This window comes from Sulfuracidifex tepidarius, from assembly GCF_008326425.1.
GTDB classification, from domain to species: Archaea; Thermoproteota; Thermoprotei_A; order Sulfolobales; family Sulfolobaceae; genus Sulfuracidifex; species Sulfuracidifex tepidarius.
On record NZ_AP018929.1, the window covers coordinates 1,190,538 to 1,210,728 of the forward strand.

29 protein-coding genes are annotated in these 20,191 nt (G+C 43.7%); 14 read left to right on the forward strand and 15 right to left on the reverse strand.

The window, feature by feature from the left end:
- The first annotated feature begins 5 nt into the window (after positions 1-5).
- Genes hisC through serS form a run of 11 tightly spaced genes read left to right on the forward strand, consistent with a single transcriptional unit; the run spans position 6 to position 8,208 of the window.
- Positions 6-1,118 (forward strand): histidinol-phosphate transaminase, encoded by a 1,113-nt coding sequence (gene hisC, locus IC007_RS05800; RefSeq protein WP_232049030.1) that lies wholly within the window; start codon positions 6-8, stop codon positions 1,116-1,118.
- The gene (hisG, locus tag IC007_RS05805; RefSeq protein WP_054845748.1) at positions 1,096-1,956 is read left to right on the forward strand and encodes an ATP phosphoribosyltransferase; all 861 of its coding nucleotides are present in this window, start codon (positions 1,096-1,098) and stop codon (positions 1,954-1,956) included. The genes hisC and hisG overlap by 23 nt, the downstream gene beginning before the upstream one ends.
- On the forward strand, positions 1,957-2,655 hold the full coding sequence (gene hisA / locus IC007_RS05810; RefSeq protein WP_054845658.1) for a 1-(5-phosphoribosyl)-5-((5-phosphoribosylamino)methylideneamino)imidazole-4-carboxamide isomerase: 699 nt from the start codon (positions 1,957-1,959) through the stop codon (positions 2,653-2,655).
- The gene (gene hisBd, locus IC007_RS05815) at positions 2,648-3,229 is read left to right on the forward strand and encodes an imidazoleglycerol-phosphate dehydratase (protein WP_149528489.1); all 582 of its coding nucleotides are present in this window, start codon (positions 2,648-2,650) and stop codon (positions 3,227-3,229) included. Before hisA ends, hisBd begins: the two co-directional genes overlap by 8 nt.
- Positions 3,226-3,975 (forward strand): imidazole glycerol phosphate synthase subunit HisF, encoded by a 750-nt coding sequence (hisF, locus tag IC007_RS05820; protein ID WP_149528490.1) that lies wholly within the window; start codon positions 3,226-3,228, stop codon positions 3,973-3,975. Before hisBd ends, hisF begins: the two co-directional genes overlap by 4 nt.
- Positions 3,972-5,177, forward strand: coding sequence for a histidinol dehydrogenase (gene hisD / locus IC007_RS05825; RefSeq protein ID WP_054845659.1), 1,206 nt, complete (start codon positions 3,972-3,974; stop codon positions 5,175-5,177). Before hisF ends, hisD begins: the two co-directional genes overlap by 4 nt.
- The gene (gene hisE / locus IC007_RS05830) at positions 5,170-5,454 is read left to right on the forward strand and encodes a phosphoribosyl-ATP diphosphatase (RefSeq protein WP_054845660.1); all 285 of its coding nucleotides are present in this window, start codon (positions 5,170-5,172) and stop codon (positions 5,452-5,454) included. Before hisD ends, hisE begins: the two co-directional genes overlap by 8 nt.
- Positions 5,451-6,038, forward strand: a complete 588-nt coding sequence (gene hisH / locus IC007_RS05835; protein WP_054845661.1) for an imidazole glycerol phosphate synthase subunit HisH — start codon at positions 5,451-5,453, stop codon at positions 6,036-6,038. Before hisE ends, hisH begins: the two co-directional genes overlap by 4 nt.
- A 2-nt stretch (positions 6,039-6,040) precedes the next feature.
- The gene (gene hisI, locus IC007_RS05840; protein WP_149528491.1) at positions 6,041-6,397 is read left to right on the forward strand and encodes a phosphoribosyl-AMP cyclohydrolase; all 357 of its coding nucleotides are present in this window, start codon (positions 6,041-6,043) and stop codon (positions 6,395-6,397) included.
- A 25-nt stretch (positions 6,398-6,422) separates the two neighbouring features.
- Positions 6,423-6,824 carry a metal-sulfur cluster assembly factor gene (locus IC007_RS05845; protein ID WP_149528492.1) on the forward strand — a complete coding sequence of 134 codons (402 nt, stop codon included), beginning with the start codon at positions 6,423-6,425 and terminating at the stop codon, positions 6,822-6,824.
- Between the two features lie 25 nt (positions 6,825-6,849).
- Entirely contained in the window at positions 6,850-8,208 is a 1,359-nt protein-coding gene (serS, locus tag IC007_RS05850) for a serine--tRNA ligase (protein ID WP_054845662.1), read from the forward strand.
- A 55-nt stretch (positions 8,209-8,263) separates the two neighbouring features.
- Here the strand turns inward: serS and IC007_RS05855 are convergent, their stop codons facing one another.
- From IC007_RS05855 to pyrB, 12 genes are all read right to left on the reverse strand, one after another.
- Positions 8,264-9,784: a B12-binding domain-containing radical SAM protein gene (locus tag IC007_RS05855; protein ID WP_232049031.1), complete on the reverse strand. Its 1,521-nt coding sequence runs from the start codon at positions 9,782-9,784 to the stop codon at positions 8,264-8,266.
- Positions 9,785-9,826: 42 nt separating this feature from the next.
- Positions 9,827-10,066 (reverse strand): hypothetical protein, encoded by a 240-nt coding sequence (locus IC007_RS05860; protein ID WP_054845663.1) that lies wholly within the window; start codon positions 10,064-10,066, stop codon positions 9,827-9,829.
- A 217-nt stretch (positions 10,067-10,283) separates the two neighbouring features.
- The gene (locus IC007_RS05865; protein WP_054845664.1) at positions 10,284-10,586 is read right to left on the reverse strand and encodes a DNA-directed RNA polymerase subunit M; all 303 of its coding nucleotides are present in this window, start codon (positions 10,584-10,586) and stop codon (positions 10,284-10,286) included.
- A gap of 54 nt (positions 10,587-10,640) precedes the next feature.
- Complete coding sequence (locus tag IC007_RS05870) at positions 10,641-11,111, reverse strand: Lrp/AsnC family transcriptional regulator (RefSeq protein ID WP_054845665.1); 471 nt, start codon at positions 11,109-11,111, stop codon at positions 10,641-10,643.
- 51 nt (positions 11,112-11,162) lie between these two features.
- A complete protein-coding gene (locus tag IC007_RS05875) occupies positions 11,163-11,768 on the reverse strand; it encodes a MarC family protein (RefSeq protein ID WP_054845666.1) in 606 nt (201 codons plus the stop codon).
- On the reverse strand, positions 11,765-12,064 hold the full coding sequence (locus IC007_RS05880; protein WP_054845667.1) for a hypothetical protein: 300 nt from the start codon (positions 12,062-12,064) through the stop codon (positions 11,765-11,767). The genes IC007_RS05875 and IC007_RS05880 overlap by 4 nt, the downstream gene beginning before the upstream one ends.
- Positions 12,042-12,350 carry a hypothetical protein gene (locus tag IC007_RS05885; RefSeq protein ID WP_054845668.1) on the reverse strand — a complete coding sequence of 103 codons (309 nt, stop codon included), beginning with the start codon at positions 12,348-12,350 and terminating at the stop codon, positions 12,042-12,044. Before IC007_RS05885 ends, IC007_RS05880 begins: the two co-directional genes overlap by 23 nt.
- Positions 12,347-13,222, reverse strand: a complete 876-nt coding sequence (pyrD, locus tag IC007_RS05890; protein WP_054845669.1) for a dihydroorotate dehydrogenase PyrD — start codon at positions 13,220-13,222, stop codon at positions 12,347-12,349. The genes IC007_RS05885 and pyrD overlap by 4 nt, the downstream gene beginning before the upstream one ends.
- Positions 13,200-14,348: a dihydroorotase gene (pyrC, locus tag IC007_RS05895; RefSeq protein ID WP_054845750.1), complete on the reverse strand. Its 1,149-nt coding sequence runs from the start codon at positions 14,346-14,348 to the stop codon at positions 13,200-13,202. The genes pyrD and pyrC overlap by 23 nt, the downstream gene beginning before the upstream one ends.
- Positions 14,338-14,895 (reverse strand): hypothetical protein, encoded by a 558-nt coding sequence (locus tag IC007_RS05900; RefSeq protein ID WP_054845670.1) that lies wholly within the window; start codon positions 14,893-14,895, stop codon positions 14,338-14,340. Before IC007_RS05900 ends, pyrC begins: the two co-directional genes overlap by 11 nt.
- Positions 14,895-15,362 carry an aspartate carbamoyltransferase regulatory subunit gene (pyrI, locus tag IC007_RS05905; RefSeq protein WP_054845671.1) on the reverse strand — a complete coding sequence of 156 codons (468 nt, stop codon included), beginning with the start codon at positions 15,360-15,362 and terminating at the stop codon, positions 14,895-14,897. The genes IC007_RS05900 and pyrI overlap by 1 nt, the downstream gene beginning before the upstream one ends.
- The gene (pyrB, locus tag IC007_RS05910) at positions 15,359-16,279 is read right to left on the reverse strand and encodes an aspartate carbamoyltransferase (RefSeq protein WP_054845672.1); all 921 of its coding nucleotides are present in this window, start codon (positions 16,277-16,279) and stop codon (positions 15,359-15,361) included. Before pyrB ends, pyrI begins: the two co-directional genes overlap by 4 nt.
- Before the next feature lie 44 nt (positions 16,280-16,323).
- On the opposite strand from pyrB, the gene pyrE reads away from it, so the two are divergent.
- The 3 genes from pyrE to IC007_RS05925 all read left to right on the forward strand — a co-directional run bounded on the left by pyrE (position 16,324) and on the right by IC007_RS05925 (position 18,210).
- Positions 16,324-16,908: an orotate phosphoribosyltransferase gene (gene pyrE / locus IC007_RS05915; RefSeq protein WP_054845673.1), complete on the forward strand. Its 585-nt coding sequence runs from the start codon at positions 16,324-16,326 to the stop codon at positions 16,906-16,908.
- 5 nt (positions 16,909-16,913) lie between these two features.
- The gene (locus IC007_RS05920; protein ID WP_054845751.1) at positions 16,914-17,576 is read left to right on the forward strand and encodes an orotidine 5'-phosphate decarboxylase / HUMPS family protein; all 663 of its coding nucleotides are present in this window, start codon (positions 16,914-16,916) and stop codon (positions 17,574-17,576) included.
- Positions 17,577-17,697: 121 nt separating this feature from the next.
- Positions 17,698-18,210 (forward strand): hypothetical protein, encoded by a 513-nt coding sequence (locus IC007_RS05925; protein WP_232049032.1) that lies wholly within the window; start codon positions 17,698-17,700, stop codon positions 18,208-18,210.
- Here IC007_RS05925 and IC007_RS05930 read toward each other — a convergent pair.
- The 3 genes from IC007_RS05930 to IC007_RS05940 all read right to left on the reverse strand — a co-directional run bounded on the left by IC007_RS05930 (position 18,173) and on the right by IC007_RS05940 (position 20,156).
- Positions 18,173-19,204, reverse strand: coding sequence for a phosphate signaling complex PhoU family protein (locus IC007_RS05930; RefSeq protein WP_149528494.1), 1,032 nt, complete (start codon positions 19,202-19,204; stop codon positions 18,173-18,175). The genes IC007_RS05925 and IC007_RS05930 overlap by 38 nt on opposite strands.
- Before the next feature lie 24 nt (positions 19,205-19,228).
- The gene (gene cdvB3 / locus IC007_RS05935) at positions 19,229-19,726 is read right to left on the reverse strand and encodes a cell division protein CdvB3 (protein ID WP_054845674.1); all 498 of its coding nucleotides are present in this window, start codon (positions 19,724-19,726) and stop codon (positions 19,229-19,231) included.
- A 133-nt stretch (positions 19,727-19,859) separates the two neighbouring features.
- Positions 19,860-20,156, reverse strand: coding sequence for a winged helix-turn-helix domain-containing protein (locus tag IC007_RS05940; RefSeq protein WP_054845675.1), 297 nt, complete (start codon positions 20,154-20,156; stop codon positions 19,860-19,862).
- Between the last annotated feature and the right edge of the window lie 35 nt (positions 20,157-20,191).

A 20,191-nucleotide genomic window follows, 5' to 3' on the forward strand; every position in this document is an offset into this window, starting at 1 on the left:
CGTAAGTGCATGCTAGTAACATTTTTAAGCAAAGAGAAAGAATAGGGGACGGGTTTGTTATTGCACCAACCGAGATAAAAGATAAAATAAAACCTTGGCTTCTACAAGCTAAGGAATACGACTTCACGGATATAAAGGAAGGAATACGACTTCACCTAAATGAATCTCCCTATAGACCTCCAGATGTAGTGCTTGAGGAAGCGTCAAAGGCAATGGTGAACTGTAATAGATATCAACATCCTGAATTGGTACAGAATTTCAGGGAGTTAGTTTCTGAGTATAACCACGTAGACTTCAACATGGTCTATCCCTCCCCTGGAGCCGACGGATCCCTCAGGTCTATTTTCTACAATTTCCTTTCCCCTGGATCAAAAATTGTCATCAACAACCCATCTTACAGCATGTACAAGGTCTATTCATCTGTGATGGGGCTTAAAGTGACAAACATAGCCTTGAGACCGGAAGGAGAATGGTGGGTCGAGGGAGAAGAGCTAACTAAGGAGAGCACTGACGCCGAAATGGTGATAATCGATAATCCCAATAATCCCACCGGGTCGCCCTTACTTGACAAATCAAAGGTTAAGGAACTAGCTGAAACCACAAAGGGTTTCGTACTGATAGATGAAGCATACTTTGAGTTCTACGGAAGTACCGTATCTGACCTAGTGAATGAGTATCCCAACCTTATGATAGTGAGGACTCTCAGCAAGGCTTTCTCCATGGCGTCTTTCAGGGTCGGATACACGATTGCGCATGAGGACGTGGTCAAGGCTCTTCTCAAGAGCTCCACACCATTCGATATAGCGCTTCCTTCCATAGTTGCCGGGATAAAGGCCATGGAAAACAGATGGTACGTTAATGATGTCGTCAAACAAGTGAAAGAAAACAGAGAGGTTCTCCTCAAAGGCTTGAGGAACCTAGGGTTGAGGGTATACAATTCAGTGACCAACTTCCTTTTGGTCGACACTGATAAGGACTTATGGACTCCTCTATGGAACCATGGTATAGCCATAAGGAGGCTAGGGAAGTACTACAGGATCAGCGTTGGGACTAGAGAAGAAGTAAACCTCCTATTGAAAGTGCTAGGTGATTTCCTTGAGAATAGCAATACCAAATAAGGGTAGACTTAAGGAGCCTTCTTTGCAGTTTCTCATCGATGTAGGGATCAGACCTCTTGCGAGTGACGATAGAGCGTTAATGATACCGACAAGCTGGGAGAACACCGAGCTGGTCATGATAAGGACAGAGGACATACCAAGTATAGTCGAAGCGGGGGCAGCAGATCTAGGAATAACGGGAGTTGATTACATAAAGGAGGCAGGGGCAAACGTTGAGGAACTCATCAGGTTGGACTTTGGTAAGTCTAGGATAGTTTTGGCCGTTCCTTCCTCCTGGGACGTGAATGACATTGAAGATCTGAGAGGAAGAGAGATAAGGATAGCCACGAAGTACTACAACATCACCAGGTCTTATCTAGAGGAGAAAGGGCTTCACGCTAAGATAGTCAAGATAAGCGGTGCAGCTGAGGTAATGCCACTCTTGGGTGCAGCTGACTGTATAGTGGATGTGACAAGTACAGGTACCACTTTGAGGCTTCACGGCCTGAAGCCTATCGACGTCGTGATGGAGTCCTATGCGTCTGTCATAGGTAACGAGAGGTGGATGAAAGGCTCAGAGTCGGAGAGAGTGAACTTGCTTCTAACTATCATGAAGGGAACTCTCAGCGGGAAAGGGAAGAAGATGATCTTCATGAACGTGGAGGACAGTAAACTGGACTCCGTTATAAGATCGCTTCCTGCGATGCTCGCTCCATCTATATCGAAATTAGGAGGAACTAATGCATGGGAAGTGATGACGGTAGCAGAGGAGAAGGATATACCAGAGATAGTATCCAAGGTAAAGAATAACGGTGCCAGGGATATAGTTATCCTAGATATAGAGAAGGTGATAAAGTGAATGAAGGTAATTCCCAGTATAGACATTAGCGAAGGCAAGGCTGTGAAAAGGATCAGAGGTAAGTCAGGTTCTGGAATTGAAGTAGGAGACCCGTTTGAGGTCGCAGAGCAGATTTTCAGCATGGGTTACGATTCAGTTCACGTTGTAGACCTTGACGGCGCTGAGGGGAAGGGTAGGAATCTCTCGGTCATTAAGAGAATATGTGAGATAGGATTCTCCTCAATTCAAGTGGGAGGAGGAATACGTGACATAGAGTCTGCCTCGTCCATTATAAAAGCAGGTGCGTCTTCGATAGTCATGTCGACTCTCCCGTTTCAAGACGAAAACAAATTTCTGGAGATCAAGAGGAACATAGGAGACGAGAAGATCCTCGTTTCACTGGACTACAACTCTGAAGGGAACATCATGGTCAGGGGGTGGTCGACAGCCGTAAACGTTTCCTTGGTCGAAGCAATAGAGAGGTCCAATCGATGGAACCTGAGGGGGGTAATTTTCACCTACGTGGAAAACGAAGGCACTAAGAAGGGGATCGACGTGAACTTAGGGAGATATACCCACCTAGTTAAGGGTATTAAGGAGTATGCAGGAGGTATTTCCACAATGGAAGATCTGAAAACCTTGAAGGGTGCAAGAATTGATTACGCAATAGTAGGCATGGCATTTTACACTAACTCTCTTAAGGGTGTAATAGATGTCTAGATCTGTTCATAAGGAAAGGGAGACCAAGGAGACTCGCATATCAGTTTACCTGGATCTAGACGTGAAGGGTGATGTTCAGGTGACCACACCAGTTCCTTTTTTCAATCATATGCTATATTCCATGCTGTTTTATATGAACTCTAGCGCCAAAATAGACGCTGAGGATAAACAAAGCTTTGACGATCACCACGTGGTAGAGGACGTAGCTATAGTTCTCGGTGATTCAATTGCAGAGATACTCGGAGACAGGAAAGGGATAAGGAGGTTTTCCAGTGTTATACTCCCCATGGACGAAACTTTAGTTCTGGTATCTCTTGATATTTCGGGTAGGGGGGCTTCGTATGTTAGGCTCAAGTTGAGAAGGGATTCCGTTGGAGGACTTTCGATGGAGAACGTCCCGCATTTTCTAGACACACTTTCGAAGCACGCAGGCTTTACCTTGCACGTAGAGCAAATGAGAGGGAAGAACTCCCATCATATAGTAGAGGCAGTGTTCAAGGGGTTAGGTATGTCAATTTATGAAGCTACTAGAGTTGTCTCAAACGAGGTTAGGAGCACTAAGGGGTCTTTATGAAAAGGATAATAGCATGTCTTGACGTAAAGAACGGAAGAGTAGTTAAGGGTGTGAACTTCCTTAACTTAAGAGATAAAGGAGACCCGGTGGAGCTGGCATCTAAATACGAAGAAGAGGGGGCTGATGAGATAGTGTTCCTAGATATATCAGCTACGATTGAAGAGAGGAAGACGCTTTTCAACGTCGTGAAGGATACTGCAAGCGTTTTATCAATACCTCTCACAGTTGGAGGAGGAATACGTTCATATGAGGATTTCAGACATGCGTTGTCATCAGGAGCTGACAAGGTGAGCATAAATACTGCAGCAATAGAAAACCCAGCTCTTATCACTAGAGCGTCTCAGGACTTCGGAGCTCAGGCAGTAGTAGTGGCTATAGACGCTAAGAGAGTAGGGAACAGTTGGAGAGTGTTTACTAAGTCTGGATCATATGACACTAAACTGGACGCTATCAGTTGGGCAACGGAAGTTGTCGACCTTGGTGCGGGAGAAATTCTTCTCACCAGCATTGACAGAGACGGAACTAGAAAGGGGTATGATATAGAACTTACGAGGGAGATATCCTCGAGAGTGAGGATCCCTGTCATAGCAAGCGGGGGCGCAGGGAAACCAGAACATTTCCTTGATGTCTTCAACTCAGGTTTGGCAGACGCTGCATTAGCTGCGGGAATCTTCCATGACGGGACAGTGAAAATAGAGGAGCTTAAAATCTACCTGAAAGAGAAAGGTGTCGAGGTAAGACTTTGATACATGATAAATTGCCTGAAGTAAGGCCGAACAGTTTAGAACCTTTCCTTGATAAGGTCAAGGAAATAATAAACGACGTAGTAAGAGACGGAGACCAAGGCCTGATAGACTTAACCGCAAAATTTGACAACGTGAGGCTTTCTTCTGTGAAAGCCTCTGACGAGGAAATCAAGGAGTCCTCTGAGTCTCTTCCTGAGGAAGTTAAGAGTTCCATTGACATGATATGGGATCAGTTAAAGAACTTCCACGAATCTGCAAAGCCACCTAACTTCGGTGGAGGAAGAAACGGAATTTCGTTCGGAATAATGTGGAAGCCTATAGACAGGGTAGGGATTTACGTCCCTGGCGGTCTGAAATCTTATCCATCAACGTTAATGATGGCTGGGATTCCAGCTAAAGTTGCGGGAGTGAAGGAGGTTCATGTATCAACACCGACTAAGGGTAAGTTAGATCCAGCGATAGCCTATGTAGGTAGGAAGCTAGGAGTTAAAGCATTCTATAAGATAGGAGGGGCACAAGCGATAGCTGCGATGGCGTATGGGACGTCCAGTGTGGCGAAAGTTGACAAGATTGTGGGCCCTGGTAACGTATTCGTTCAGGCAGCGAAGTTCCTGGTGAGCAACATGGTAGGAATAGACGGGATTGAAGGACCTACTGAATTAGTCGTCTTAGCTGACGATAGCGCTGATCCTTCCTTGATAGCTAAGGACCTAGTTGCCCAAGGTGAGCATGGTCCTTTGAGCTTTCTGGTGCTGATTTCGTGGAGCGAGGCTTTACTGAATAAAGTGAGGGAGGCTCTCATTTCACTCGGGCAAGATAAATCCAAGGAGAACTTCTACCTCGTGTTAGTACGCAGTCCAAACGAAGGAATAGATCAGGTTAACCAGATTGGGCCTGAACATTTGTCTTTGTATGTATCCAAGCCCAGGGAAATTCTTTCCTCCGTAAGGAACGTAGGTGCAGTAAGTTTAGGTAGGACGCCCCCAGCTATAATAGACTACGCTGCTGGTCCTAATCACATCTTGCCAACTAACGGCTGGGCAAAGTTCAGGGGAGGTGTAACTGTATATGACTTCCTCAAGCCAGTGATGTATGCAGAAGCAGACTCTCCATCTACGGAATTAATAAAGGCGTCAATCACTCTCGCCAATTATGAGGGTTTCCGCGTTCATGGGGAGAGCATAGGCGATAGATATGAATGAAAACGAGATAGACCAACTCTTCGCTACTATAAAGAAGAGACTTAAGGATATGCCAGAAGGTAGTTACACTGTAGAGCTGTCTAGGAAAGGGTTAGGTTATGTAGCCAGGAAAGTAGGAGAGGAGGCAGTAGAGACAGTTGTGGCTTCACTTTATGAGAGTAACGAAAGACTGGTGAGCGAGTCTTGTGATCTCATATATCACCTCTTGGTATTACTTGCAGTTAAAGGGGTGGAACTAGAAGATGTATATGAGGAACTGAGGAGGAGAAGGAAATGAAGGCTTTAGTCCTAAATTACGGGGTTGGAAACCTATTCAGTATATCTTCAGCGCTTAAACGGAACGGATTCGAGGTAAAAATAGGCGATCTGGAAAGAGGATACGACTTGATAGTGATGCCAGGAGTGGGTTCATTCTCCGCTGTCTCCTCGTTTCTTAGCTCTAGACTAGACGTCCTCCGAGACCTAAAGGGGAGCAATGCCTTTCTAGGTGTATGCCTGGGTTTCCAAGTCCTATTCGACTACGGAACTGAGGGAGGTCAATCTAAAGGTATCGGTTGGTTTAAAGGGAAGGTGGACCTTCTACACGTCAACGAGAAGTTACCTCACGTAGGCTGGGAGAGGCTACACGTGAAGGGATGCAACGATTTACTTCAGGAAATGGACCAGGGATATGTGTATTACGTCCACAGTTACGTAGCTTATCCTGAGAGGGATCCAGACGCTTTTTCCAATTACGGAGGGACGAGCTTTCCAGCTGTAATGTGCGAGGGAAACGTCGTTGGTACGCAGTTCCATCCAGAGAAAAGCGATAAAACAGGCAGGATATTTTTCGATAACTTGTCTAGGTGGTTGAAACGTTAACGATGAACGAAGAGGAGGCTAAGGCTTTAGCTTCAAAGATGAACTTCAGACACGAGGAGAACACGATAATAGCTGTCCTTCAGCACTTTCAGACTAAGGACGTATTGATGGTAGGAAACATGAACTATGAAGCGCTTTTCCTTACCCTCACCACGGGAAAGGCACACTTCTATTCCCTATCCAGGAGGAAACTCTGGCTCAAGGGGGAGACCAGTGGTAACTTCCAGATAGTTGAAGGTATGAAGGTTGACTGCGACGAAGATGCCGTAATCCTGCTGGTCAGACCTTTAGGGCCTACATGCCACACGGGAAACAGTTCCTGTTTTTATAGAGACCATCTAGATATCCGCAACGGTTAAAATCTATCTTTTACACTGTTAATGTATGTCTCAACAACAGAAGATCGATAAGGAAGAGTGGAAAAAGAAGATAATGGAAGGGTTAACTCAAGTTTATGACCCAGAGATCCCCGTTGACATAGTAAGTCTAGGACTTGTCTACGAGTTGAAAATAGGAGACGATGGGTCAGTTTACATAAAGATTGGCTTGACTGCCCCAGGTTGTCCCGTAATAGACGATCTGGTTTACACAATAGAGCAAGTGATAAAGGAAAGCGTTCCTGCAACCTCAGTAGACATAGACGTTGATCTGGATACTCAATGGACTCCCATGAGGATGAGCCCAGAGGGTAGAGAGAAGTTCAAGAAGCTTTACGGCTACGATATAGTAGAAATGTGGGTACAAACATACGGTTTACCTGAACAGAAAGAGGAACAGAAGGCATAAAAATCAGCCATTTTTCTACTACATTGTGTCTTGGAGCATTCTAGAGCTCTTGAGGAATAATCCTGATGAGCTAAAGGAGAACCTGAAGCGAAGATATATAGATGTCTCGATAGTTGACAGAGCGGTAGAGCTTGACAAGAAATGGAGGCAGATATTGCAGGAAGTCGAGAAATTACGTCATGAGCATAACGTGATCAGTTCTCAGATTCCTAAGGCCAAACCTGAGGAAAGGAAAGCCAAGATAGATGAAGCCAAGAAACTTCTGTCTGTTCTAGAAGGTAAGGAAAAGGAACTGAACGAAGTGGCAGAACAACGCGACTCCCTTTTATCCAGTCTGCCTAATCTGATTCAAGGGGATGTCCCTGAAGGACCGGACGATACTTACAGTAAGCCAGTGAAGTTCTGGGGGAAGTTCAGAGTTTACAAGGAAGACGTCAACGGTTTCTTGGAGAAGGTCAAGGGAGTTGAATATGAAGTACTGGACTGGAAACCTAAAGGGCACGCGGAGATGCTAGAGAACGTCTTAAAGCTGGGAGATACAATGACAGCGTCAAGAGTAGCAGGGTCCAGATTCTATTACTTGTTCGACGATCTTGTGTGGTTAGACATGGCCCTTCTCATGTATGCGATAGACTTCATGACTTCCAGGGGATATACCTTGGTTCTTCCGCCCTACATGTTGAAAGGTGAAGTAATTTACTCCATAATAGATATGGATACGTTCAAGGACGCAATATACAAGCTCGAGAACGATGACCTTTACCTGATTTCCACAGCTGAGCACCCTCTGGGGGCCCTGCACTTCAGGGACGAAATAAGGAAGGAAGACCTACCGATAAAGCTCATCGGTGTCAGCCCCGCCTTCAGAAGGGAAGCCGGTGCAGCAAACAAGGATATGAAAGGTATATTCAGGGTTCACCAATTCCACAAAGTAGAGCAGTTTATCTTTGCGGCTCCGGAACAGTCCCATCAGTTACATCTGGAATTGCTTTCCAATGCGGAACAGATACTACAGGGGCTAGAGATACCTTATAGGGTGATAAACATAGCTTCAGGTGATCTCGGAGCATGTGCTACTAAGAAGTACGATATAGAAGCATGGATGCCTGCCCAGGGTACTTTTAGGGAAATGGTGAGCTGTAGCAACTGCACTGACTGGCAATCGTTTAGAATGAAGATAAGATATGTCGAGAAAAACAATAGGGGGTACGTTCATACCTTAAATAGCACTGCCATAGCCAGTACAAGGACAATCACAGCGATCCTTGAGAACAATCAACTGGAAGACGGCAGAGTGAAGATCCCTAAGGTTCTCAGGAAATATTTGGATGTATTCACTATGGCTCCAAAGGAATTTATAGAACCACGGAAGAAGGTAATTTAACACGAGAAGAGATTTTATAAAATACTAAAAATGATAAATAATATCTCTATATATTTTATTGCTTCATGTTAGTTTCTATCCACTTCTCTACTTGCTTCATCTTTCTCTTTGACGAGGCCAGGAAGATCTTTAGACCTGCTCTAACTGGAGCGTATAATGGTCCTTTCAAGTAGAACGAATTAAGTATGTCTTGCGCCCAGTAGATATCGTGCCAGAAAACTTTCTTATAGAGCTCTATGTGCGCAGGGGAAAGCTTGGCTTGCTCTCTCCAATCACGGAACCAGTTCTTGTTCTTGAACATTCCCATTGGTACGAAGAACATTGGAACTAGGATGCTTCTGTACTGTCTCAAGCTGTCCACAAGCTCTACCGTTCTAATTACGTCTTCCTCCTTCTCCTCTGGAAGGCCTACTATCATAGTTCCTGCTGGGACTATATGTTTCTCGTGCATTATGCTGAACGCTTCCTGGACTATCTCGGGATACTCCTCAGGTTTGAAAGGAGCCGACTTAGCTGGCATTATCTCTTTTGCAAGCCTTGTTGATCCAGTCTCTATTCCTACTTCGACTCCTATATAGTCCTGGTTGTCGTCGTAAATTATCTCTCCCAGTTTTGTTATTAGACCGTACTTTTCCTCAGAGTACTTTATTGCAGCTAGACTGGCATGGCTCCAGGCTATAATCTTGTAGTATTTTTTCACTAACTTATGTAACCTTATTAAAGGCTCTGGTCTGGGGAATATTCCGGTAGCTCCATAGAATAGGATATCATCGCTATGTATGACTCCGTGTTTAACTCCGTTCTTGACGTTGACTTGAAGTTCCTTCTCTATTTTCTCCAGCGAGTAATATCGTGTCGGTCTCAGAGTGACAGAACAGAACCTGCAAGACCTAGCGCATCCTCTCATTACTTCTATCATTCCGTTTACGCTTGCTCCTTTGATCTCCGGTATGTCATCCACATCAGGTACGTCTTCCCCGCTTACGTATGCATATTTCGGTAAAGGTTCACCGTCTAAGATCTTTTGGGCTAGCTTCACTACTATCTTCTCTCCCTCACCGTCAACAAAAGAGTCGACTCCCAAGCTTTCAATAGCCTCGGGCGTCCATAGCCATTGCCACGTAGAAGGTCCTCCGACTAAGATCTTCATTCCTTTGGATTTAGCCTCCTTTATCTCAGGCTTATTCATTAAGGCTAAGAAACTTCTCCTATTGATTGGTTCCTTCTGAGTTATTGCCCACCATGTGGACGATGGCGGGCCATATCCGAAGTAATCATGGTGTGAAAACATTAACGCTTTAGCGTAACTCAAGTGTTTGTTCAAGTGATCTGGATCAATTATAGCAGCACTGAACCCTTCATCTATTAGCTTAGCTTCGACTTTCCTCATTCCGTAAGGTGCCTGCCAAGGTCTTCCGAGTTCATCAACCTTCATCTTAGGGCAGGCGATGTATTTCCAAGCGAATTCCGGGACTCCAACTGAGGGTCCAGTACCTAAAAAACCTAGGAATTCCTTCCCATGGTGGTTTGTCATCAAACATCTGTCCGTTGTAAGGATGAAGTCGAAATGCTCCATGAGAATCACTCTATCCTTAGAGTTAATAATTTAAAAAGGTTACTATAAATAAGCTAATACTTTATTCAATATTGGCTTTAAATTCGCATCAGCTTCTTTGGGTTTAATTTCCTTAGCGTCGTCCTCCTTAAGCGTCCAAGTGTTGTCGTCATTTAGCTTCACCTCTTTCAGGGAACTCAGGACGAAGATTTTCTCTCCTCTCTCGTTTTTAACTTCCTCAATCAAGAGTTCCTTTCCATTCTTAATTACTTTGTATTTTCCCGTAGTTTCTGTCACTTTCACTTAAACCACCTTATTAACTTCGTAAAACATAGTTAAAGGTTTAACTATAAAAGATATATCTTTAGCTCAACACATTAAGTAATAAATAGTTTCCATTATTATATGTAGAGAAAATAATGTAAATTAATTAAATTTCAGATAAATCTCTTCAAAAATTTTTGCTGAAGTAAGTTTTCATTCTATGCTATTCTAAGATAAAGGAGAACACTTGATGAGGCTATTCTCCTCCTTCGTCTTCTTCTCCTTCTTCGAATTCTTCCCTTAAAAGTTCTAGTCCTACTTCCTTGTAATACTCTTCTCTTTCCTGCTCTAGGTCATCGCTAAGATTTCTAGAACTACTTTCGCTCACTAGCGACGTTGTTTTAACGTTTTTCTTCTCAGAATTGGCCTTGACGCTGTATTCCTTCTTTTCCTTGTCGCTGACTTCCTTCTCAAATCCGCATTTGTTACACTTCAATATTTCTTTCCCATCCTTCTTTATTGGCATCATCACTCCGCCACATTTGGGACAGAATTTCATTCTATTTCACCAATAAGACTAACTTATGCTTCCTTAGAATATAAAAACCTTTTCCTAGAAAATCCTTATCCTAGGGTCTTCCTTGACTATGTTTAAGACTACGCTCGTGTGCGTTCTTTCTATCCTAGAGTTCTTCAAAAGCTGTTTAAGGAAGTCGTCTAACTCCTCCACATCTCTGAACTTAGCTATAATTATAACGTCGTACTCTCCAACTACATCGTAAACTGCTACCACGTTGTCTGCGTTGGCTATCTCTCTTTCAAACTCTACTAGATGCTTGCCGTCTACCTTAGCCATGATTATCCCAGTCAATATGAAGCCTAACTTGGAGTAATCAAGCAACGCTGCAAACCCCTTCACGATTCCTTCTTGGACTAATCTGGTCATTCTGTTGTGCAAAGTGGCGGGGGATATGTTCATTTCCTCAGCTAATCTCCTGAGGCTAGCCCTCGCGTCTCTTAGGAGTTCTATTAACAATCTTTTATCCACTGTGTCCAGATCTATTCTGTTTTTATTTTCTGCCATGACTGAACTAACTATTACTCGTTAAAAAATTTTCATCTAATCTATGTATTCTCATATCAACTTTATCTGAGATACCCCGTTTATTATTAGCTGAACGCCAAAAGCTGCAATGATTATTGCAACGAATCTTCCAGCAGCTACAGTCCCAGTGTTGCCCATTACCTTCACTATTAGAGGACCTAGAGAGAGGACTACGAACACGAGCGCAGATGCAATTAAACTGCTTATTATCACATTGAAAATCCCGTTAGTTACACCTAAAGTCACAAGGGCACTCATTGCCCCTGGGCCTACAAGGAGTGGGGTTGCTATAGGTGTTACTACGGCCTCTTCTATTCTCGTTGACATGAATTTCAATTGCTGGAATCCTCCAAGCGTATCTACGCCTAGATAGATCAAAATGAGACCTCCTCCTATCTCAAGTGATGCTACCGATAATCCCAAGTAATATAGCATGGGCCTGCCAAGAACGGAGAACACTACCATTAACCCAGTCACAGCTACGCTTATTTTCTTCACCAGGAGGTTCCAAGGTATTTTCGTCTGTGAGTTCCTGTTGAACTCTTCATGTAGAGAAAGTAAATAAGGCAAAATGGAAAGTGGATCCATTATTGCAAACAATTTCACGGCTAGCACAAGCGGTAGTTCGAAGTTCATTTCAGTAGGGTTAGCAAATCTTTCAGATTTTTAATTTTGTCGTTTTCGTTGTTCGATGATACTAGAAGAACAACCTTTGATAGTACTAAATAAATACGTGATATCTCCTTCTTGATTTCATTTATATCTGACTCATTTTGTGAAACTCTATTTTGGAGACTCTGGATTGAAGTTATCAGTTCAGCGACTATGTGTTCTACGTCATCATGGTCGTCGTGCTGATGTTCAAGTTCTCTGCTGAGTTCCTCTAGATCGTCTTCATTTTTAGGTAGCTTAGGAATTCTGAGATCCATCATCTTCCTCCTCAGTGTCTAGATTAGAAGAAGACACTTGCTCGTTTGATATTATATAATTCCCAACTCCTAACCTAAGGTAGTGTTTTATCACTGTGGATATTTTCCCAGCGGCGCGTATAGGTATGCATTCAGTTGACACTTTTTCATTGGTATCTGTTATTCCAACCACCTTAGCTAGTTTCTTCTCGTCATCACAGAACTCTACGTTCACTGACTTCAACCTACCCATAAATACTAGGGATTCCAGATCCCTTCCCTTCATAATTATCTCATTATCATCTGTCATTTTTTCACTGCTCTTCCTATTACATCAGGGAATCTTAAACCCTTTTCTGAAAGGAAATCATTAACTCCTTTTCTGATCTCTGTCAACACTGAGAGACCTTCGTCCAGAATTGCGGTTCCGACACCTATGATTTTAGCTCCAACCGAAGCTAATTCCAGAGCGTCTTCCCAGTCGAAAACTCCTCCAATGCCTATTATTTCAGGTTCGTACTCTCTATAGACGTCATGAATTATCCTAACTGCTAGGGGATGTATACACTTGCCTGAGATTCCTCCGGTGGTATAAGATAAATACGGAGAGAACGAATTCAAGTCTATTTTCATACCCTTCAAGGTATTTATCAGGGTTAAACCATCGGCTCCTCCCTCCAAAGCCTTACCCGCTAGTTGCAGCGTTTCGTCCCACGGTCCAAGCTTTATGAAGACGGGCTTGTCGTTGATAATGTCTTTTACAGCTCCCGCTACCTCCTTTGTGTACCTTGCCATGGACTCCCCGAACCCCTTCCTGTTAGGGCTGCTGAGGTTCACCTCTATTATCGTTCCATACTGCTTTGCAATTTCCGCTACCTTGACTATTTCATCTATTGATGAACCTCCTATACTGACTATGAGCTGACATGGCTTACCAATGTTCTCAAGTGATCTAACTCCTGGGTTACCCAACCCTATGGCGTTCATGTAACAGCTGTCGTGGAATTTCAGGACAGTGGGAGGTCTATGAGGTTCAACGCCGTTCAGGGTTAGCGTCTTCAACGTAAGAGATGCCGGTTTGATTTCATTGCATACCTTAGATATGTACTCAGGGACGTCAGGCACTATCCCGGAGGCTACGGTGAGGAAATCGTTCATTTCAACGTTGGCTATTCTTATCAAATACGTTCACCCCCTTCACGGGAAGAACCTCGCCGTCCATGTAAGCTATCTTACCCCTCACCACTGTCATGTAGACTCTCGCATCAAGCGGATAATTATCAAGAGGGGTCTCTCCGGCTTTAGTGAACATGGTGGAATACCTCCAGTTTTCCTTCCTTATTACTGTGAAATTAGCAGGGTATCCTTTCTCTATTTCCCCGTATTTTATTCCAAGAATTTTAGAAGGATTTCTAGAGATGAGATCTACAACTCTATCGAGGTCTAGAATTCCCTTGAACGCGAGAGAGTAAGCGAAAGGTACAGTGAAAGAGATACCCGCTATTCCAGGGGGACATAATTCATATGGGAGTGATTTCTCCCATTTGGAATGTGGCGCGTGGTCGCTCACCATCGCGTCTATTTGAGGTATAGAGCTGAGGAGTTTGCTTCTCTCCGTTATGTCCCTTATGGGAGGATTCACCTTGGTCAGACAGTCTCTCTCTCCTGGGACTAACAAGTGGTGAGGTGTAACGTCTACAGTGAACCCCATCGCCTTAGATATCCTCACGGTTTCAGAGTTAGTAGCATGAGTAATGTGAACCCTTTTTCCGTTGATCATGTATAGAGACGCCAGCTCCATCCAAGTGCCCCTCATGTTCCTGAAAAGATATAAAGGAACTTCAGGATGTAAGACTTTCAACTTCTCTGACTTAAGGATTAACTTAGTTTCCTCCTTTTCCAGATCCTCCGGAAAGATCTTGTATCCTGCGATAGGCATAGTCTCAACGTCCTCTCGGGGAACACCAGAGTATATTCCGTAGTTACATCTAGAATAATATTCAAATTCGCTGAGCTTTTCTTTTATTGTGTTCCTATCATTTACGTAAGGCGACGTGTTAGGCATGTCCATTATGAGAGTCAACCCACCATAGGTGGCCTCTTTTGTGGCTGAAGTAACGTCCTCTTTGTATGAGAGCCTCATTCCCCTGACGTGCACGTGCATGTCTACAGCTCCTGGGAAGACTATTGTACCCTCTGGGATCTCCACGTCTGGGACGCAGTTAGCCCTTATCTGCTTTATTGTTGTGTCGAACTCAATGCAAGCCTCCCTTATTTCGTCCAGGTAAAGCTTCCCTTTAAGCCACAAGTTTTTCACCTTTCAGGAAAGGTCCATCAACACAAGGGAGAGATCCTCTGTAGTTACATACTCCACAGACCCCAACAGCGCAGTTCATTTTCACCCACCTGATGTATACGAAGGATTTCCTTAACACGTTAGGTGGAATCATGGTTAACTCTTCCTTTGGAAGCGAGAAAAGAATCATTGTATCGTCATCTACGTGTTCGGGAATCTTGTGGACGAGGGAAGATTCTAGCCCCATCTTCGAAGCTACCTTTAAAGGATAGTGCAGGTCATGTTCTAACGTGCCCCTTGAGACTCCGATCACGCTGGTGTAGCCTTTAAATGAGAGCGGAGATCCTAAAGGTCCTTTCAAATACAGCCAGTTATACATTACGTTACCTTTCTCCATGAAGATCGAAAGTTCCCCTTCATCATAATCATAAACCCCGACCGGTATTTCTTTCCCGTCTAGCAGGACTGTCATGAATTGTCCTGGCTTAGGCGAGAGTGGAAACTTCACCTTCAATATTTCTCCATGAGTTATCCTCTCTCTCTTCGTGATCCTGTACATCAAAGCACCTGCTTCATTACTTGGATTTCATCTATTATGGTCTCACAGTAACTGCATTTTAGAAGTAAAGGTGTCTCCGACACGGTGAAGAAGTGGGTATGTGCCTCAGGGTCGTTGTTAGTTATACATGAAGGGTTAGGACATTTGAGAAGCCCCTCTATGACTGAGGGAATCTTCATCTTCATCTTCCTTGTAACGTCGTAGTCCTTGATGATGTTTATAGTAGCGTTAGGGGCTATCAACGTAATCAGGTTGGATTCCTTCTCATCTACTGTCCTCCCTGAAATTTTCACTATGTCCTTTCTACCCATCTTTTTGCTCTCTACGTTCATTACAAGGGCTACTCTATACCCCTCACTTCCGTTTATTCCTAAGACCCTGAGAACGGCTAAAGCCCTTCCAGCAGGGATATGGTCTATTACAGTCCCATTGTTAATTTTAGTTACAAGGAGTTCTTTGTCGCTCATTCTGAACCACCCAAGAGGTACCTAATGATGGCCATTCTAACCTGAACCCCAAGTGAAGCTTGATAAAAATACTTAGCTTGAGGCGTCTTATCTACCTTCCTGTCTATCTCGTTCACTCTGGGTAGAGGATGAAGGATGATCGAGTCACTCTTCATCATTTCAACCGCCTTGAGGTCAACCTTGTAGCTCTCCTTTACCTTCTCGAACTCTACCTCGTCGGCGAACCTCTCCTTCTGTATCCTGGTCACGTAAAGTACGTCTGTATCTCCTAACACGTCTTGTAGGGAACTGGTCTCTATTACAGGGTAATTCAGAGTGCTCTTGACTTCTTCCCTCAGTTTAAGCTGTTGAGGTGAAACCAGGAACACTTTCCCTGGTCTAAACTTAGTCATTAACCTGAGAAGACTATTCACTGCTCTTCCGTATTTTAGATCTCCAAGCACACAGAAGTTCAACCCGTCTACATGACCCTTGATTTTGCTTACAGTGTACAAGTCTATGATTGACTGTGTGGGATGTTCGTGTTTCCCATCTCCTGCATTAATTATAGGTACATGACTTACCTCGGATGCGAACTTTGCTGTACCGTCAAATTTGTGCCTTATCACTATCATATCAGAGTATCCTTCAAGCATCCTTATGGTGTCTGCTACTGTCTCTCCTTTCTCTGTTGATGTTCCCTCTGAGGACGAGAAGCCTATAGTGCTGGCTCCCAATCTCTCTACTGCAGACTCGAAACTGTTCTTTGTCCTAGTGCTGGGTTCAAAGAAGGCTAGAGCGACTACCTTTCCTGAAAGTTCTTTAGATACTCTTCCTCTCTTTTCGTATTCATCTGCGACCTCGAAAATGTGCTCTACTTCCCTTCTATCTAAGTCTAACGACGAAATAATATGTTTAGGCAAGAATGCCCTTAGCATCTACTGACGCAGGATATTTAAATTCTTTTACAGACAAAGCTCCAATGGACTTCGCTAACTTTTTGCTCGAGAAAAAGCTTCTTCTCCTAGGTAACTTTGTCCTCAATTCAGGCAAGGTAAGCCCTTACTATCTAGATATGAGGTCGCTTCCAAGTTACGTTTACTTCAATGACATAGTGAACAAAGCTGTGGACGTTTTATCTACTATGGATTTCGACATGACTGTGGGTGTGGCAACCGGGGGAGTCCCGTTAGCGTCTTTCATAGCTTGTAGGATGGGTAAGCTAACAGGTTATGTTAGACCCGAGAAGAAAGGCCACGGGACGAACAGACTGGTGGAAGGGATAGTAGAGGGGAAACAAGTGTTGGTTGTGGACGACGTTTCTACAACTGGAGGGTCTCTTGTCTCTGCAGTGAACAAGGTAAGGGAGAACGGAGGTAAGGTAGACAAAGCGCTAGTTATCGTGGATAGGGAGGAAGGAGCTAAGGAGAAATTAAAAGAAGCAGGTGTTTCGTTGGTCAGCTTATTCACGATTCAGGATATCTTAGAGTCTCTACTTAGTTCATCGAAACTCAAGGAAGGAGAAAGGAAGGCAATACAGGAGTACCTTCAAGGAAATCTGAGGTGATCGACATGGAGAAAGCCAAAATAATACTAGCTCTGGACTCACTCGTAGACAAGGGAACTCTAAGGGAAGCTTGTAGCTACGTCCACGGAATAAAGATAGGACTACCTTTGACACTCGACATTGGGGTAAGCGGAGTCAAGGATCTCGTTAAAGGGATAGATGTTGATGAAGTGATAGTGGACTTCAAGCTTGCCGACATAGGTGATATCATGGTGAAAATAGCGTCAAAACTAGACTTTGCAGACTCCTTCATATCGCATTCCTTCGTGGGGAGAAACGGAGCTTTGGATGAACTGAAGGGTTTCTTGGACAGTAAAGGGAAGAAGCTCTACTTAGTGGGCGCTATGTCACATCCAGGCTGGGATGATTCTCTCAACTCCTACACTGTTTCAGTTATCCGGGAAGTTAACCCTTACGGTATAGTAACTCCTGCAACTAGGGGCGATGTAATTTCAAAATTCAGACATGAATTTGCTGACAAGGTGATAATATCCCCTGGATTGGGCACTCAGGGCGCTAAGTACGGGGAGGCAATATGTCACGGAGCCTCCTTTGAAATAATAGGCAGAAGCATTTTCTCCTCGTCACCGTTAAAGGCTTTAAATAAGATCGTAGAAAAACAGAGGGAAGAGGTGTTGCGTTGTAAAGGAGCAGAAAATAGGGAGTGACCAATACACCAAAGAAATTTCCAGGCTGTACGACCTGGTAACTGAAGCGGAAGACATACATGAGGAGTTCGACGTAGTCCCAACTACAGACTTCGCTTACCTTTTTGTACCTCAAGACTCCATGGTGACTTCTGAAAACGTGAAAGTGGGCAACGGAAACGTGACATATTTCAGGCTATATTCAGAGATAATGGAGTACTATCTTAAATTTCTCAAGGAAGAGATGATCAGCTACGCTTCGAGGACACTCAGCAACGACGTTGAGTTCTTGAGCATAGTCCTAGAGAGTGGAGACTACGTCATATTTGAGGGTGACGAAAAGAAGGTGAACATGCCGATGCCCCGTGGGATAGCTTCAGTCCATACTCATCCTGGAATATGCTTGTTTTCCCATAAGGACATAGAAACTGCAGATTCGCTCTTCATAAAAGGATACGTCGTAATCGCAGTTATGAACAACCAGTGCGTGAGCTCCTTCGTCAGAGAAGGAGTTTATACAGAGGAGGATAGAAACGTCTTGAAGGAGCTGAGAGACAAAGTGAAGAAAGCCAGAAGCTTGAATGATTTGACCTCTGCGTATAACGACTTAAGTTTCCCTAACTTTCTGAGGTTCTACTCGCTTCAATTGTTTTAGAGATGAGGTCTATTGTTGCCTCTGCTATATCTATAGAATACCTCATGACTCTCCTAAACGAATCTAAGATCATTATTCCTGACGAGGTAGCCTTGACGTCCCTCTCCTCAGCTAAAAGCAGATCGGCTGTCCTTATCACCTTCTCGAAAGTCCTCATGTTGCTCCCTATTACCTCATGGGACATCTCTTTCCTTTGGTTCAGGAACCCGCTTATGCTCTTTTCATAGAACTCCATGCTCATTTTACCCACTTCGAGCACGTCGCTTCTGTGTTGCAGTTTTTCTGTGTAAGGAATGTTCTCAGCTATTCTGCTGGCGTGGTCTGCAACTCTCTCTATGGACTTCACTATTGAGTATAAGTCTACCACTTGGGTCAGGTTATACCCCTCTTCGGTCAAAATGTTCAGGGAAGAGACTGAAAGGGTCAGTTGCCTAGCAACGTAAAAGAAGAAACGATCAACTTCATCGTCCCTTCCCAGGATCTCCTTTGCTATCTCCAGATCCTGAGACTCGATTGACACTAAAGCGTCCTTCAACATGTTGTGAGATATGGCATACGCCCTGCTTATAGCCTTGGTAATGGGAAGATCCTTTTCGTTTATTAGGAACTGAACCGTCAGGCTGGACACGTCTTCCTCTATTACCTCTGCACCAAGTAGCCTCTTCCTCACCACGTCCTTTATATATGCCCTGTCCTCTCCTTTCATTTTTTTGCACGTTATGGTAACCTGAGAGTATCCAGCCATATAGTAAGCTATGAACTCCCTTGCTATCGCCTCAACTATCATGTTCTCGCACAGGAGAATTTTCCTCTTGTCAGTATCTTTCTTTTCCCCGTTTTTCGGTATGACAACGAGCTTGAGGTCAGAGTCTTCCATTATCTGAACTTCGTCTCCAGCCTTCAACGAGAGTGCCTTTACCCACTCCTTAGGCAATGAAACTATATACGTTGAGCCTCCTGTAAGTTGAATTTTTCTTGTGATGTAGTTTACCATATTTTCATGAATACTATATAGCTTTTAGCTTAAAAGCTTCTCTTCTCTGGATTCAGAGATCTTTTCAGCCTCTTCAAGAACTTTTTTGCCCTCCTCTGTCGACCTTATTTTCATTTCTTGGGGTACTTCAACGGAGGCATAAAATCCTGAGTATATGTCCTCAAGCATGACTGAAAGCTCTGGAATCCCGCCCATCTGCTTCTTAAGTTCCTTCAGGGCCTCAATCACGGCTGGAGCTTCATTAACTATATAGCCTATATAGACTATAGTCTCTATTTTTATTTCAGCCATTTCAAGAAGAATGTCAAGCGTATCGAGAAATTGTACTACTCTTTGAAGCTGGTCAACTTCCTTCATGTATTCAGCCGAAATGGAAGTAAACCTTCCGAAGTTTCTTTCAGCCATCTGGTTGTATTTGAGTATTCTATCCTTCATTCTGTTCTTATATATCCTCACCCTGTTTCTGGCTATCTTTATGTCAGTCAAAACGTCAGCTAGGGTTACTTTCCTCTTGCCGAACACGAGAATATGATTGAGTTGGAAAGTTTAAAAGGGATAGGATTCTAGCGAAGAACAAGTTAAGTCGTTCTTCTTCCTTTTTCCTCTCCCCTCTTTCTTATTTCTTATTTGTTTTTCCCTAGGTCATCAATAAGTCTTACTTACCTTTCTCAAGATCTTCTAGTATATCCTCATGGGATAAGAAGAACTGAGTCAGCCTATAGAGAGCCCCGTACTTCTCATCTTCTTTGCGTATTACCCCGTTTGAGGCTAGGACTTCCAAATGGTGAATTACAGTCTTATAGTCCATACCTAGAGAGGAGGCTATTCTATTAGCGTTCATTGGAGACTCCATAAGCAAACGGACTATTTTCAGTCTGGTGAGTCCTCCACGGCTGGTGAAAAACAAGAACTTAAAGAGCTTCCTTACCTCCTTCTTTTCTCTATCACTCAAATCATAGAAAGGTTCTAGGAAATGCTTATGTGATT

Bases quoted from the DNA above. Each gene is read 5' to 3' on its own strand.
- IC007_RS05925 (WP_232049032.1), top strand. From the start codon at position 17,698: ATGGTGACTTCTGAAAACGTGAAAGTGGGCAACGGAAACGTGACATAT.
- hisI (WP_149528491.1), top strand. From the start codon at position 6,041: ATGAACGAAGAGGAGGCTAAGGCTTTAGCTTCAAAGATGAACTTCAGA.
- IC007_RS05865 (WP_054845664.1), bottom strand. From the start codon at position 10,586: ATGAAATTCTGTCCCAAATGTGGCGGAGTGATGATGCCAATAAAGAAG.
- IC007_RS05870 (WP_054845665.1), bottom strand. From the start codon at position 11,111: ATGGCAGAAAATAAAAACAGAATAGATCTGGACACAGTGGATAAAAGA.
- IC007_RS05875 (WP_054845666.1), bottom strand. From the start codon at position 11,768: ATGAACTTCGAACTACCGCTTGTGCTAGCCGTGAAATTGTTTGCAATA.
- hisE (WP_054845660.1), top strand. From the start codon at position 5,170: ATGAATGAAAACGAGATAGACCAACTCTTCGCTACTATAAAGAAGAGA.
- IC007_RS05900 (WP_054845670.1), bottom strand. From the start codon at position 14,895: ATGTACAGGATCACGAAGAGAGAGAGGATAACTCATGGAGAAATATTG.
- IC007_RS05920 (WP_054845751.1), top strand. From the start codon at position 16,914: ATGGAGAAAGCCAAAATAATACTAGCTCTGGACTCACTCGTAGACAAG.
- IC007_RS05855 (WP_232049031.1), bottom strand. From the start codon at position 9,784: ATGGAGCATTTCGACTTCATCCTTACAACGGACAGATGTTTGATGACA.
- pyrB (WP_054845672.1), bottom strand. From the start codon at position 16,279: ATGCTAAGGGCATTCTTGCCTAAACATATTATTTCGTCGTTAGACTTA.
- hisH (WP_054845661.1), top strand. From the start codon at position 5,451: ATGAAGGCTTTAGTCCTAAATTACGGGGTTGGAAACCTATTCAGTATA.
- hisBd (WP_149528489.1), top strand. From the start codon at position 2,648: ATGTCTAGATCTGTTCATAAGGAAAGGGAGACCAAGGAGACTCGCATA.
- pyrI (WP_054845671.1), bottom strand. From the start codon at position 15,362: ATGAGCGACAAAGAACTCCTTGTAACTAAAATTAACAATGGGACTGTA.
- hisF (WP_149528490.1), top strand. From the start codon at position 3,226: ATGAAAAGGATAATAGCATGTCTTGACGTAAAGAACGGAAGAGTAGTT.
- IC007_RS05930 (WP_149528494.1), bottom strand. From the start codon at position 19,204: ATGGTAAACTACATCACAAGAAAAATTCAACTTACAGGAGGCTCAACG.
- hisA (WP_054845658.1), top strand. From the start codon at position 1,957: ATGAAGGTAATTCCCAGTATAGACATTAGCGAAGGCAAGGCTGTGAAA.
- IC007_RS05845 (WP_149528492.1), top strand. From the start codon at position 6,423: ATGTCTCAACAACAGAAGATCGATAAGGAAGAGTGGAAAAAGAAGATA.
- IC007_RS05880 (WP_054845667.1), bottom strand. From the start codon at position 12,064: ATGATGGATCTCAGAATTCCTAAGCTACCTAAAAATGAAGACGATCTA.
- pyrE (WP_054845673.1), top strand. From the start codon at position 16,324: ATGGACTTCGCTAACTTTTTGCTCGAGAAAAAGCTTCTTCTCCTAGGT.
- IC007_RS05885 (WP_054845668.1), bottom strand. From the start codon at position 12,350: ATGACAGATGATAATGAGATAATTATGAAGGGAAGGGATCTGGAATCC.